The following is a 13,471-nucleotide window of genomic DNA, read 5'->3' on the forward strand; positions in this document are numbered from 1 at the left end:
GCCGATCGTCTCGTGCGTCGTACGGACGCCCCGAACTCCCGACCACGTTCCACTGATCCTCTGGTCGATGATCGAGCACCTCCCGAAGGTGCCCAGGCTTCTCTGCTGCGGCGACTGCGCCAGCCACCTCTGTTGGCGCGCATCCCGCCCGCGCGCTGCCTCAGAGCGCGCCCACAGCCGGTCTCATCCGGCTCGAAAGGTCACCATGACCACCAATGACCTCCGTTTCTCCGACCTGGGCGTCCCCGCGCCGATGGTCGCCGTCCTCGCCGACCAGGGCAAGGAGACCGCGTTCCCGATCCAGGAGGACACGCTCCCCGACTCCCTGCAGGGCAAGGACGTCCTCGGCCGTGGCCGCACCGGCTCCGGCAAGACGATCGCGTTCGCGATCCCGCTCGTCGCCCGTCTCGCCGCCAGTGGCCGCAAGCGCCGTGCCGGCCGCCCCCGTGCCCTGGTGCTCGCCCCGACCCGTGAGCTCGCGACCCAGATCGACGTCGCCCTCGCTCCGCTCGCGAAGGCCATGGGCCTGAACACCACGACCGTCTTCGGTGGCGTCGGACAGGGCCGTCAGGTCGACGCCCTGCGCGGCGGCGTGGACGTCGTCGTGGCCTGCCCGGGTCGCCTCGCCGACCTCATGCAGCAGGGCCACGTCAACCTCGGTGACATCGAGGTGACCGTCCTCGACGAGGCCGACCACATGGCCGACATGGGCTTCCTGCCCGGCGTGACCAAGATCATGCAGGCGACGCCCGAGCAGGGGCAGCGTCTGCTGTTCTCCGCCACGCTCGACAACGGCGTGGACAAGCTCGTCAAGAAGTTCCTGCACAACCCGGTGATGCACTCCGTCGACGAGGCGAACAGCCCCGTCGAGGCGATGACCCACCACCTGTTCGAGGTCGCCGACGCCGACGCGAAGAAGCACCTCGTGAGCACCCTCGCCTCGGGCAACGGTCGCCGCATCCTCTTCATGCGCACCAAGCACCACGCCAAGCGCCTCGCCAAGCAGCTCAGCAGCCAGGGGATCCCGGCCGTCGACCTGCAGGGCAACCTGTCGCAGGGCGCCCGTGAGCGGAACCTGGCGAAGTTCTCGTCCGGCGAGGCCCTCGTCCTCGTCGCCACCGACGTCGCCGCCCGTGGTGTGCACGTCGACAACGTCGAGCTCGTCGTGCACGTCGACCCGCCCACCGAGCACAAGGCGTACCTGCACCGCTCGGGCCGTACCGCCCGTGCCGGTTCGTCCGGTGACGTCGTCACGGTGACGATGCCCGCCGAGCGTCGCGACGTCGCGCAGATGATGCGTGCCGCCGCGATCAAGGTCACCCCGCAGCAGGTCACCGCGACCTCCCCGGCGGTCACCACGCTCGTCGGCGAGATCGCCCCGATCCGCCACGTCGCCGAGGACCAGCCCGCGCAGCAGCAGCGTCAGCCGAAGCAGCGCTCCGCCGACTCCGCCGGTGACCGTGGTCGTCGTGGTCGCGGCGGCCGTCCGGGAGGCTCGGGTCAGCCCGCGCGCTCCGGCTCGGCTTCCGAGTCCGCCGGTTCGGCCGGGGGCCGTCAGGGCCGTCCGGCTCGCGGCGCACGTTCCGAGGGCACCGGGCGCTCCGCCGCAGCGGGCGCGGGCTCGACGGGTGGTCGCCGCAGCGGCGGCAGCCGTCGCGCCGGCAGCGACACCGTGCGCGGTGGGTCCTCTGCCGTCTGGTCCTCGGACGGTGGCTACGCCGCGGGCCGTGGAGCCGGCCAGGAGTCGGGCGGGGGCCGTCGTGGCTCGTCGCGCCGTGCCTCCCGTCCGGCCGGCGCTGCCGACCGCCACTGACCTGTCGACCCGGCCCGCGCTGACCAGCGGGGGACAACCTTGGGGGCGCCTGCGAAGCGGACGCCCCCGAGGCGTAGGTTCTCCTTCACCGGATGCCGCGCGAGCGGCTGACGGGGAAACGTCCGCTGTTGGAAGGAGTGCCTATGGCTGGGATCGAAGACATCAAGAACGCCGCTGAGAAGGCGGCAGGCAAGGTCAAGGAGGCCGTCGGGAACGCGACGGACAACGACCACCTCAAGGCTGAGGGCAAGACCGATCAGGTCAAGGCCGACACCAAGCAGGCGGGTACGAACGTCAAGGACGCCGCTTCCGGCGTCGCCGACAGCCTCAAGAGCGACCGCGACACGAAGTAACAAGCCGGTCAAGCACCGCGCTGCGAAGCCCCCGGATCCGATCGGATCCGGGGGCTTCGTCGTGTTCGGGGGGCTCCGTCGTGTTCGGGAACCGAGCCGGTCGCTACATGAGCGCGCCGACCGACGCGAGGCCCGCGCGCAGCAGGGCGCCGCGGCCACCCTCCATGTCGTCGGCGACGCCGTCCGACGCGGCTTCCATCGGGGTCATCCAGGTGAGCTCGAGGGCGTCCTGCCGGGGCTCGCACGTGCCGGTGACCGGAACGACGTAGGCCAGCGAGATCGCGTGCTGTCGCTCGTCGGTGTAGACCGAGGCGCCGGGCAGCGGGAAGTACTCGGCCACGGTGAACGGCGTCGGGCTCGACGGCAGCTGCGGGAACGCCATCGGGCCGAGGTCCTTCTCGAGGTGACGGAAGAGCGCCGTGCGGATGGACTCGCCGAACATCACGCGACCGGACACCAGGGTGCGGACGATCGAGCCGCTCGGGGCCACACGCAGCAGCACTCCGACCTCGGTCACGACGCCGAGCCCGTCGGTACGGACGGGGATCGCCTCGACGTAGCAGATGGGGAGTCGACGACGCGCGTTGGCGAGTTCCTCGTCGGACAGCCAGCCGGAGTCGGGGTCGGGGGTTTGCAACGAGGCCATGCACCGTGTCTACCAGGGACGGCGTCGAGTTCGGCGGAAGGCGCGGGACTTGGGGATGGTTAGCGTTGTCCACATGATTGATGCAGACCTGGTGCAGTGGACCCGTCCCGCGGAGGAACGCGCAGGGACACCGCTGCTCGTGACCATGCACGGGGTGGGGTCGAACGAACGCGACCTGCTCGGACTCGCCCCCGCGCTGCCGGCGGCCTGGACGATGGCGTCCCTGCGGGCACCGATGCCGTGGGGCCAGGGGTTCAGCTGGTACCCGCTCGGGACGCCGGGCTCCCCCGCACTCGAGCCCGTCGACACCGCCGTCGCCGAGGTGCTCGCGTGGGTCGACTCCGTCGCCGCCGACCACCCGCGGATCGGGCTGCTCGGGTTCTCGCAGGGCGGGTCGATGGCGCTGCAGCTGCTGCGCGCACGGCCCGCGGCGTTCGCGTTCGCGGTGTCGCTGTCCGGGTTCGTCGTGCCGGGGGTGACGGATGGGCGTGACGAGACCGTCGCCGCCGTCCGGCCGCGGGTGTTCCTCGGGCACGGCGACCTCGACCCGGTGATCCCGGCGGAGGCCACCGCGCGGACGCAGGCGTGGGCGGCGGCGAACACCACCGTGACGGACCGGGCGTACGCGGGGCTGCCGCACGCGGTGTCGGTAGCGGAGCTGTCGGACGTCGCGGCGTTCATCGACGGCGCGTAGGCGCGGGGCGCGCTTGGTGAGCAGAAAAGGTCGAGTCCAGGCGTGCGGACTCGACCTTTTCTGCTCGCGATGCGCGGGGGGTCAGCCCTGGCGACGACGGACGGGAGGCACGGTGCGGGCTGGCACCGTGCCTCCTGTCCGTCAGTCGGCGAGGATCTGCAGCAGGTCCTTGCGGAGCTGGTCGACCTTGGCGGTGGCGGCCTTGGCCTGGTCCTCCGTCGCGGTCGTCCGGTACATCTGCAGGACGCCCATGGTCTTCCGGAGCGCTTCGAAGAACTCGCGCTGCGCGTCCGGGATCCCGGGGGCCGCGTCGAGTGCCGCGGCGATCTCGTCGGCCTTCGCCTCAGCCTCGGCCTTGCCGGCGTCGGTGAGCTCGAAGAGGGTCTTGCGGCCGTCGCCCGACGAGACCACGAGGTCTTCGTCGACGAGCTGCTGGAGCGTCGGGTAGACCGAGCCGGGGCTCGGCTTCCAGGCGCCGCCGGTGCGTTCGGCGATGGTCTTGATCACGGCGTAGCCGTTCTGCGGCCCCTCGGCCAGCAGGCCGAGGATCGCGAGGCGGACGTCACCGCGGCGGCGGCGTTCACGACCGAAGCCGGGTCCGCCGAAGCCACCGAAGCCGGGGCCGAAGCCCATGCCCGGCCCGAAGCCCGGGCCGAAGCCACGGCCGCCTCGGCCGCCGTGCTCGTGGTCACCGCGGTCGCGGCCGGGGAAACCGGCGCCGTGGTGCTGCCGCGCGCCGCCGAAACGGGGGCCGCGCGGGTGGTGGTTGCTGTCGTTGTCGTTGTGCATGGGGCGCATGGTGCGTCCTTCCTTGTTGCTGAGTCGGCTCGCGATCGGTCTGACTGGTTTCGTCTTCGTCGTATCGCGATGTGTTTACGATAGATCGCTAACTATCGTCTTGTCAAGGAGTATTCCCCGCTCGGCCTGCTGTCGGTGGTGGCGGGCAGGATGGGCGGACCATGACGGACGTCTTCGAGCGCTTCTCCCCCGCGACCGCGGAGTGGTTCCGTGGTGCGTTCGACGCCCCCACTCCGGCACAGGCGGGCGCGTGGGACGCCATCTCGACGGGGCAGCACGCACTCGTCATCGCGCCGACCGGTTCCGGCAAGACCCTGGCCTCGTTCCTGTGGTCGATCGACCGGCTCATCAGCGCGACCGACCGGCCCCCGGCCAAGCAGCGCACGCGGGTCCTGTACGTCTCGCCGCTCAAGGCCCTCGGCGTCGACGTCGAGCGGAACCTGCGCAGCCCGCTCGTCGGCATCACGCAGACGGCCAGGAGGCTCGGTACCGAACCACCAGAGGTCACCGTCGGGGTGCGAAGTGGCGACACCCCGTCGTCGGACCGGCAGAAGCTGCTCCGCCAGCCGCCGGACATCCTCATCACGACGCCCGAGTCGCTGTACCTCATGCTCACCTCGCAGGCGCGCGAGACCCTGGTCAACGTCGACACCGTCATCGTGGACGAGGTGCACGCGGTCGCCTCGACCAAGCGCGGAGCGCACCTGGCCGTCTCGCTCGAACGGCTCGACGACCTGCTCGACAAGCCGGTGCAGCGCATCGGGCTGTCCGCCACGGTCCGGCCGCCGGAAGAGGTCGCCCGGTTCCTCGGCGGCCGTGCGCCGGTGACGATCATCGCCCCGCCGGCGCAGAAGACCTTCGACCTGCGCGTGGTCGTGCCGGTCGACGACATGGCCGAGCTCGGTGCTCCGCCGGTCGGTGCGGACGCGTCCGATGCGCCCGCGAACGGCTCGATCTGGCCGCACGTCGAAGAGCGTGTGGTCGACCTCATCGAGGAGCACCGGTCGACGATCGTGTTCGCGAACTCGCGGCGACTGGCCGAGCGCCTCACCGCGCGGCTGAACGAGATCCACGAAGAGCGCGTCCTCGCCGCGGCGGCTCCGGCTTCGGCCGCGGAGGGCGATGCGCTGGTGCCGGCGGGTGTCTCGCCGGCCGACGACGGACTGCCGGTGGCGCGGGGTCGCCCGCAGTCGCCCGCCCGGACCTCGGCGCATGCGGTCGCACCCCAGGGCACGAAGCGGCCGCCGGCGCAGATGATCGGCGCGTCCGGGCAGACCGGTGGCGGCGGCTCCGACACTGCAGTGCCCGTGCTCGCCCGCGCCCACCACGGCTCGGTGTCGAAGGACCAGCGCGCCATCATCGAGGACGACCTGAAGTCCGGTCGGCTGCGGTGCGTCGTCGCGACGAGTTCGCTCGAGCTCGGCATCGACATGGGCGAGGTCGACCTCGTCGTCCAGGTCGAGGCGCCGCCCTCGGTCGCGAGCGGTCTGCAGCGCGTCGGGCGTGCCGGGCACCAGGTGGGCGAGATCTCCCGCGGAGTGCTGTTCCCGAAGCACCGCGCCGACCTCGTCAACAGTGCGGTCACGGTCGAACGGATGGTCTCGGGGCAGATCGAGTCGATCTCGGTGCCGGCGAACCCCCTCGACGTGCTGGCGCAGCACACCGTCGCCGCGGGAGCGATCGACACCGTCGACGTCGAGCACTGGTTCGAGCTGGTCCGGCGGAGCGCTCCGTTCAGCGGGCTGCCCCGCTCGGCGTTCGACGCCACGCTCGACCTGATCACCGGGCGGTACCCGAGCGACGAGTTCGCCGAACTCCGCCCGCGGCTGGTGTGGGACCGCGTGCACGGCACCCTGACCGGACGCCCCGGCGCCCAGCGGCTCGCGGTGACGAGCGGCGGCACGATCCCGGACCGCGGCATGTTCGGCGTGTTCATGGTCGGCGAGAAGGCCTCCCGGGTCGGCGAGCTCGACGAGGAGATGGTCTACGAGTCCCGCGTCGGCGACGTCTTCGCCCTCGGAGCCACGAGCTGGCGGATCGAGGAGATCACCCACGACCGGGTCATCGTGAGCCCGGCGTTCGGACAGCCCGGTCGGGTGCCGTTCTGGAAGGGCGACGGCATCGGCCGCCCCGCCGAACTCGGTCGCGCGACGGGGGCGTTCGTGCGCGAGGTCGAGGGTGCCTCGGACGACGACGCCCGCGCCCGGGTCGCCGCCGGCGGCCTCGACGAGCGTGCCGTCACGAACCTGCTGACCTTCCTGCGCGACCAGCGGGCGGCCACCGGCCACGTGCCGAACGACACGACGCTCGTGGTCGAGCGCTTCCGCGACGAACTCGGCGACTGGCGGCTCATCCTGCACTCGCCGTACGGCATGCAGGTGCACGCGCCGTGGGCCCTGGCGGTCGCGGCGCGGCTGCGTGAACGCCACGGCATCGACGGCGACGCGATGGCCGCCGACGACGGCATCGTGGTGCGCATCCCCGAGACCGACGCCGAACCGCCGGGCGCCGACCTGTTCGTGTTCGAGCGCGACGACCTCGAGGCGCTCGTCACGGACGAGGTCGGTGGCTCGGCGCTGTTCGCCGCGCGGTTCCGCGAGTGTGCGGCGCGCGCCCTGCTGCTGCCCCGTCGGAACCCCGGGCAGCGATCGCCCCTGTGGCAGCAGCGGCAGCGGGCCTCGCAGCTGCTCGAGGTGGCCCGGAAGTACCCGTCGTTCCCGATCGTGCTCGAGACCGTGCGCGAAGTGCTGCAGGACGTCTACGACGTGCCCGCCCTGCTCGGCATCGCCGACGAGATCGCCGGCCGCCGCATCCGCCTGGTCGAGACCGAGACCGAGACGCCGTCCCCGTTCGCCCGTTCGATCCTGTTCGGGTACGTCGCCGCGTTCATGTACGAGGGCGACTCCCCGCTCGCCGAGCGCCGGGCCGCGGCACTGTCGCTCGACTCGACGCTGCTCGGCGAACTGCTCGGCCGCGCCGAACTGCGGGAGCTGCTCGACCCGGCGGTCATCGCCTCGGTCGAACAGGACCTGCAGCGGCTGTCGCCGGACCGCCGGGCGCGCGACGCCGAGGGGCTGGTCGACGTGCTGCGGCTCGTCGGCGCGCTCGACCTCGACGAAGCCGTCGACCGGAGCTGGTTGGCGGCGTCGGACGACCGCTCCGCCGCTGCGACCGAGGTGCAGACCGTGCTCACCGCGCTCGAGCGCGACCGCCGTGTCCTGTCGTTCTCACACGCCGGGTCCACCCGCTGGGCCGTCATCGAGGACGCCTCGCGCCTGCGCGACGCCCTCGGGGTCCCGCTGCCGATCGGCGTGCCGACCGCGTTCGTCGAACCCGTCGCAGACCCGCTCGGTGACCTGGTCGGCCGCTACGCCCGGTCGCACGGGCCGTTCTCGGCGCAGGAGGCCGCGGGTCGCCTCGGCCTCGGGGTCGCCGTCGTGCAGGACACCCTGCGCCGTCTGGTCGCCGACCGGCGTGTGGTCGAAGGCGAGTTCCGCCCGGATCGGCAGGGCGCCGAGTGGTGCGACGCCGAGGTCCTGCGCCGGATCCGCACGAAGTCCCTCGCCGCGCTCCGCCACGAGGTCGAGCCGGTGTCGCCGGACACGCTCGCGCGCTTCCTGCCCGCCTGGCAGCACGTGCAGACCCCCGGCACCCGCGGCGGCCTGCGCGGGGTCGACGGGGTCCTGCAGGTGATCGACCAGCTCGCCGGCGTCGCCCTGCCCGCCAGCGCCTGGGAGACCCTGGTGCTGCCCGCGCGGGTGACCGACTACTCCACGAACATGCTCGACGAGCTCACCGCCACCGGCGAGGTCCTGTGGTCCGGCGGCGGGACCCTGCCCGGCAACGACGGGTGGGTGCGCCTGCACCTCGCCGAGACGGCGTCGACGACGCTCGCCGAGCCCTCCGGCGACGAGACCACCGAGCTGCAGCGCGACGTGCTCGGTGCCCTGGCCGGCGGCGGCGCGTACTTCTTCCGCCAGCTCGGGCAGGCCGTCGGCAGCACCGACGACCCGGCCCTGACGACGGCGCTGTGGGACCTCGTCTGGGCCGGACAGATCACGAACGACACGTTCGCTCCGCTGCGCTCGATGCTCGGCGGCAAGGCGAAGAGCAGCAGCGCCCCGCGGGCTCGTGCGTACCGCGGGCGCCGCCGTCCGACGATGCCGACGCAGTCCGGCCCGCCGTCCGTCGGTGGCCGCTGGTCCCTGCTCCCCCTGGCCGAGTCCGACTCGACCGTGCGGGCCGCCGCGACCGCCGAACAGCTGCTCGAGCGCTACGGGGTCGTCACCCGCGGGGCCGTCCAGGTCGAGGGGGTCCGAGGTGGGTTCGCCGGTGTGTACCGAGTGCTCTCGCGGTTCGAGGAGTCCGGGCGGGCGCGCCGCGGCTACTTCATCGAGGGGCTCGGGGCCGCACAGTTCGCCACGGGTCCGACCATCGACCGGCTGCGGACCTACGCCCGTGACCTCGACGACGACGAGCGCGTCGACCCGGACCGGAAGCGCGAGGCACTGACCCTGGCCGCGACCGACCCCGCGAACCCGTACGGGGCGTCGCTGCCCTGGCCGTCCGACGACCGCGCGGCGGACGACACGGACGTCACGGGCGCCGACGTCGCTGCTGTCGCTGCGGCTGCGCAGAAGGCCCCGGCACCGGCCACCACCGGCGCGCGCGGCCACCGGCCCGGGCGCAAGGCCGGAGCACTCGTCACCACCGTCGACGGCCGGCTCGCGGTGTACGTCGAGCGGGGCGGCAAGTCGGTGCTGACCTTCACCGACGACCCCGCCGACCTGGCCGTCGCAGCCGCGTCCATCGCGGGCATCGTGCGCACCGGACTGCGGAAGCTCGCGGTCGAGCGCGTCGACGGCGAGTTCGTGCTCGGTACCCCGCTCGGCACCGCGCTGGGCGACGCCGGGTTCACCGCCACCCCGCAGGGACTCCGGCTCCGTGCCTGAGGGCGACACCGTCTACCGGGCAGCGCACCGGCTGCACGCGGCGCTCGCGGGCAAGGTCCTGACCCGGAGCGACTTCCGGGTGCCCGCGTTCGCGACCGTCGACCTGGTCGGCCGCACCGTCGACGAGGTCGTGCCCCGTGGCAAGCACCTGCTGCACCGGATCGGGGACCTGACCGTGCACTCCCACCTGAAGATGGAGGGGCGGTGGGACCTATACGCCCCCGGCGAGCGCTGGCGACGCCCGGCGCACCAGGCACGCGCGATCCTCGACACCGAGGACGTCTCCACGGTCGGGTTCACACTCGGGGTGCTCGAGGTGATCCCCCGCGACCAGGAGTCCGAGGTCGTCGGACACCTCGGCCCGGACCTGCTCGGCCCCGACTGGGACGCCGACCTGGCGCTCGAGAACCTGACGCGGGATCCGTCGCGGCCGGTCGGCCTGGCGCTGCTCGACCAGCGGGTGCTCGCCGGCCTCGGCAACGTCTACCGCAACGAGCTCTGCTTCCTGCGCGGAGTCCTGCCGACCCGCCCGGTGGCCGAGGTGCACGACGCCGGCCGGACGATCTCCCTGGCGAGCCGGCTCATCCTGGCGAACCGCGACCGCAGCCACCGGGTGACGACGGGGATCGACCGCCCGGGGCGTCGGTTCTGGGTCTACGGACGAGCGGGCAAGCCGTGCCTGCGGTGCGGCACCCGGATCCGGCGAGGAGACCTCGGTGACTCGGAGCTCACCCTGCGGGACACCTACTGGTGCCCGCGCTGCCAGACCTGAGCCGCGGGCGCAGCGACGCGCACCGGCACGTGCCTGCTCACCGGCTGACGGGGTGCAGGCGCTCGGCGGCGGTCGTCCGCACGGCGTCCGTGACCCGCTCGAGCAGCGGCGACGCCAGGTTCCACCGTTGCCACCACAGGGCGACGTCGGCCCGGCGGGTCGGGGTGAGCTCGAGCAGCTCGCCTCGCGCCAGGGCATCGAGGCACTGCGCCTCGGGCAGCATCCCCCACCCGAAGCCGAGCGAGACCGCCCGTGCGAAGTCGGCCGAGGTCGGGACGAAGTGGCGTGGACCGGAGGGCGCGTGGCCGAGCACCCGGCGGAGGTAGCCCTGCTGCAGGTCGTCGTCGCGGTCGTAGTCGACGAGCGGCACCCGGTCGAGGCGGCTCAGCATCCGCCGCTCGGTGTCGGCGTCCGACAGGTAGCGGTCGACGAACGCCGGCGACGCCACCGCCCGGTACCGGTCGATGCCGAGCGGTACCGACGAGCAGCCCTGCACGGGGTCCGCCTCGGCCGTCACGGCACCCATCACCGTGCCGGCGCGCAGCAGCTCGGCGGTGCGGTCCTGGTCCTCGCGGTGCAGGTCGAAGACCACCTCGGTGTCGGCACGGACGAGTGCGAGCGCGCCGAGGAACCACGTGCCGAGCGAGTCGGCGTTGACGGCGAGCGGGATCGACGGCACCGCAGACCCCGCACCGTCGGCATCGGTCTCGCCGAGTGCGCGAGCGGTCTCGTCGTCGAGCAACCGCACCTGACGTGCGTGCCGGAGCACGACCGCTCCGTCGGCAGTCGGGGTGACCGGGGTCGTCCGTTGCAGCAGGACCCGGCCGACCTGCTGCTCCATCGACTTGATGCGCTGCGAGACCGCCGACGGGGTGATCGCCAGGGCCCGGGCGGCCGCGTCGAGGGTGCCGTGGTCGACGGCGGCCAACAGGGTCTCGAGGTGCTCGCGCTGGAACCGGACCATGCAGTGCAGCTTACGGCGCTGAAGGAACGTGAGCTGGTCTACAGCCGAGGGAGTACCTAGCGTCGTGGACGTGACCGCACTCCTCCCCCTGCTCGCCGGCCTCGGCACCGGACTCGCCCTGATCGTCGCGATCGGTGTGCAGAACACCTACCTGCTCCGGCTGGCGGTCAGCTCGGGTCTGCGCGTGGTGACGGCGGCGGTCGTCGTGTGCGCGGTGTCGGACGCCGTGCTCATCGTCGCCGGGGTGCTCGGCGTCGGGGCCGTGGTCGAGCGGTTCCCGGTGGCGCTCGTCGTCGTGCGGTTCGTCGGGGCCGCGTTCCTCGTGACCTACGGCGTGCTCGCCGCGCGACGGGCACTGCGGCCGTCGAGCGACGCCATGCGCGTGGCCGACGAGGCGGCGGACGACGTGACCATCGCGACTCGCGTCGCCGACGAGGCGTCGGACGACGGCGTGCCGGAATCGGCCGCGGGCAGTGGACCCGACCGCACCGCGACGGTGGTGGCGGGGCGGACGCGCACCGTGCCTCCCGGCCAGGCGGTCACCATGCGCACGGCGGTGGTGACCATGCTCGTCTTCACGTGGGCGAACCCGCACGTGTACCTGGACACGCTGGTGTTCCTCGGGTCCGTCGCGAACCAGCAGGGCCCGGACGACCGCTGGCTGTGGACCGTCGGCGCCGTCGCGGCGAGCTGCCTGTGGTTCGGCGCGCTCGGGTTCGGCGGGCGACTGCTCCGGCCGCTGTTCGCGAAGCCCCTGACGTGGCGGGTGTTCGACGGCCTGGTCGCCGTCGTGATGCTGGGCTTCGGCGTCCTGCTGGTCGTCGGCGCGTAGGAGGCCGGAGCCCGCTACTGCTGCCCCTTGCCCACCCGGCTGTTGCGGCGGCTGTACCCGAAGTAGATGGCGAAGCCGATGACGAGCCAGACGACGAACCGCAGCCAGGTCTCGACCTCGAGGTTCAGCATCAGCCAGAAGCACAGCACCGCCGACAGGATCGGGATCACCGGCGACCACGGCACCCGGAACGAGCGCGGGGCGTCCGGACGCGACTTGCGGAGCACGATGATGCCGATCGACACCAGCACGAAGGCCGACAGCGTGCCGATGTTGATCATGCCCTCGAGCTTGTCGACCGCGGTGAACCCGGCGAGCAGCGCGACGACGACGCCCGCGACGACCTGCACGCGCACCGGCGTCTGCGTCTTCGGGTTCGTCTTCGAGAACCAGCGCGGCAGCAGACCGTCACGGCTCATCGCGAAGACGATGCGGGACAGACCGAGCAGCAGCACCATGACGACGGTCGTCAGACCGATCAGGGAGCCGATGGCGATGATGCCGGCAGCCCACGGCAACCCGACGATGTCGAAGGCCGAGGCCAGGGACGGTGCGTCCTCCTGCGCGAGGCGCTGGTACGAGACCATGCCGGTGATGACGATGCTGACGCCGACGTAGAGCAGCGTCACGATGCCCAGGCCGATGAAGATGCCGCGGGGCAGCGTCTTCTGCGGGTTCTCGGTCTCCTCCGCGCTGGTCGCGACGACGTCGAAGCCGATGAACGCGAAGAACACGAGCGACGCCGCGGCGAGCAGCCCGAAGACGCCGTACTGCGCGGGCTCGGAACCGGTGAACCACGACACGAGCGACTGGGTCCAGACGCTGCCTTCCGCGCCCTTGGCGGGCTCCGACGGCGGGATGAACGGGGTGAAGTTCGCGGCCTTGACGAAGAACGCGCCGGCGACGATGACGAACACCACGATGGCGACCTTGATGATCGTGATGACCGCCGAGACCCGCGACGACAGGCGGGTGCCGAAGGCGAGCAGCACCGTGAAGATGCCGACGATCAGGACCGGGCCCCAGGTGAACGGGATCGGGCCGAGCTGGATCGTGCTGGGCAGGGTCACACCGAAGACGTCGAACGCGGTGCTGAGGTAGATGCCCCAGTACTTCGCGATGACGGCGCTCGCGGTGAGGGTCTCGAGGATGAGGTCCCAGCCGACGATCCAGGCGAGGAGCTCGCCCATCGTGGCGTAGGTGAACGTGTACGCGGAGCCGGCGACGGGGATCGTCGAGGCGAACTCGGCGTAGCACATGATCGCCAGGCCACACGTGACCGCGGCGAGCAGGAACGAGATGATGACGCCGGGCCCGGCGAAGTTCGCGGCGGCGTTCGCGCCGACCGAGAAGATGCCGGCGCCGACGGCGACCGCGATGCCCATCGCGGCGATGTCGAACGTCTTCAGGGAGCGTTTCAGGGACCGGCCCTGCTCCTCGGAGTCGGCCAGTGAGGCCTCGATCGACTTGATGCGGAGCTTCGTTGCCATGGGGTGGATCCCGTCATCGACTGGGCGGCGGACCCCGTGACATTACTGGTGTACCACCCCGACACGCAAACAGCGGAGCCGCTGGGCGCATGGGAACCAGGTTCCGGACGCGGAACCAGGGAACGGCGCGGTGCGGTGTCCGGAACCAGGTTCCGTG

10 protein-coding genes are annotated in these 13,471 nt (G+C 72.2%); 6 read left to right on the plus strand and 4 right to left on the minus strand.

Features of this window, described 5'->3' with window-relative positions; all coding sequences use genetic code 11:
- Window positions 1-205: 205 nt before the first annotated feature.
- Window positions 206-1,813: a DEAD/DEAH box helicase gene (locus GVL05_RS05100; RefSeq protein WP_159571847.1), complete on the plus strand. Its 1,608-nt coding sequence runs from the start codon at window positions 206-208 to the stop codon at window positions 1,811-1,813.
- A gap of 143 nt (window positions 1,814-1,956) precedes the next feature.
- Window positions 1,957-2,166: a CsbD family protein gene (locus tag GVL05_RS05105; RefSeq protein ID WP_111083508.1), complete on the plus strand. Its 210-nt coding sequence runs from the start codon at window positions 1,957-1,959 to the stop codon at window positions 2,164-2,166.
- Window positions 2,167-2,269: 103 nt separating this feature from the next.
- Here GVL05_RS05105 and GVL05_RS05110 read toward each other — a convergent pair whose 3' ends face one another.
- Window positions 2,270-2,812 (minus strand): NUDIX hydrolase family protein, encoded by a 543-nt coding sequence (locus GVL05_RS05110; protein ID WP_111083509.1) that lies wholly within the window; start codon window positions 2,810-2,812, stop codon window positions 2,270-2,272.
- A 73-nt stretch (window positions 2,813-2,885) separates the two neighbouring features.
- Here GVL05_RS05110 and GVL05_RS05115 point away from each other — a divergent pair, with 73 nt between their 5' ends.
- Window positions 2,886-3,506 (plus strand): alpha/beta hydrolase, encoded by a 621-nt coding sequence (locus tag GVL05_RS05115; protein ID WP_159571850.1) that lies wholly within the window; start codon window positions 2,886-2,888, stop codon window positions 3,504-3,506.
- Between the two features lie 141 nt (window positions 3,507-3,647).
- Here GVL05_RS05115 and GVL05_RS05120 read toward each other — a convergent pair whose 3' ends face one another.
- Window positions 3,648-4,295 (minus strand): PadR family transcriptional regulator, encoded by a 648-nt coding sequence (locus GVL05_RS05120; protein WP_235035855.1) that lies wholly within the window; start codon window positions 4,293-4,295, stop codon window positions 3,648-3,650.
- A 170-nt stretch (window positions 4,296-4,465) separates the two neighbouring features.
- Between GVL05_RS05120 and GVL05_RS05125 the strand changes: the two genes are divergently transcribed.
- Both GVL05_RS05125 and GVL05_RS05130 read left to right on the plus strand, forming a co-directional pair.
- A complete protein-coding gene (locus GVL05_RS05125; protein WP_159571853.1) occupies window positions 4,466-9,256 on the plus strand; it encodes a DEAD/DEAH box helicase in 4,791 nt (1,596 codons plus the stop codon).
- Window positions 9,249-10,028 carry a DNA-formamidopyrimidine glycosylase family protein gene (locus tag GVL05_RS05130; RefSeq protein ID WP_159571856.1) on the plus strand — a complete coding sequence of 260 codons (780 nt, stop codon included), beginning with the start codon at window positions 9,249-9,251 and terminating at the stop codon, window positions 10,026-10,028. Before GVL05_RS05125 ends, GVL05_RS05130 begins: the two co-directional genes overlap by 8 nt.
- Before the next feature lie 37 nt (window positions 10,029-10,065).
- Here the strand turns inward: GVL05_RS05130 and GVL05_RS05135 are convergent, their stop codons facing one another.
- The gene (locus GVL05_RS05135) at window positions 10,066-10,992 is read right to left on the minus strand and encodes a LysR family transcriptional regulator ArgP (protein WP_159571859.1); all 927 of its coding nucleotides are present in this window, start codon (window positions 10,990-10,992) and stop codon (window positions 10,066-10,068) included.
- 70 nt (window positions 10,993-11,062) lie between these two features.
- Between GVL05_RS05135 and GVL05_RS05140 the strand changes: the two genes are divergently transcribed.
- Window positions 11,063-11,824: a LysE/ArgO family amino acid transporter gene (locus tag GVL05_RS05140; protein WP_200849158.1), complete on the plus strand. Its 762-nt coding sequence runs from the start codon at window positions 11,063-11,065 to the stop codon at window positions 11,822-11,824.
- 14 nt (window positions 11,825-11,838) lie between these two features.
- On the opposite strand, the gene GVL05_RS05145 is transcribed toward GVL05_RS05140, so the two are convergent.
- The gene (locus tag GVL05_RS05145) at window positions 11,839-13,314 is read right to left on the minus strand and encodes an amino acid permease (protein WP_123293079.1); all 1,476 of its coding nucleotides are present in this window, start codon (window positions 13,312-13,314) and stop codon (window positions 11,839-11,841) included.
- Between the last annotated feature and the right edge of the window lie 157 nt (window positions 13,315-13,471).

The organism is Curtobacterium sp. 18060, from assembly GCF_902706105.1.
Lineage (GTDB): Bacteria > Actinomycetota > Actinomycetes > Actinomycetales > Microbacteriaceae > Curtobacterium.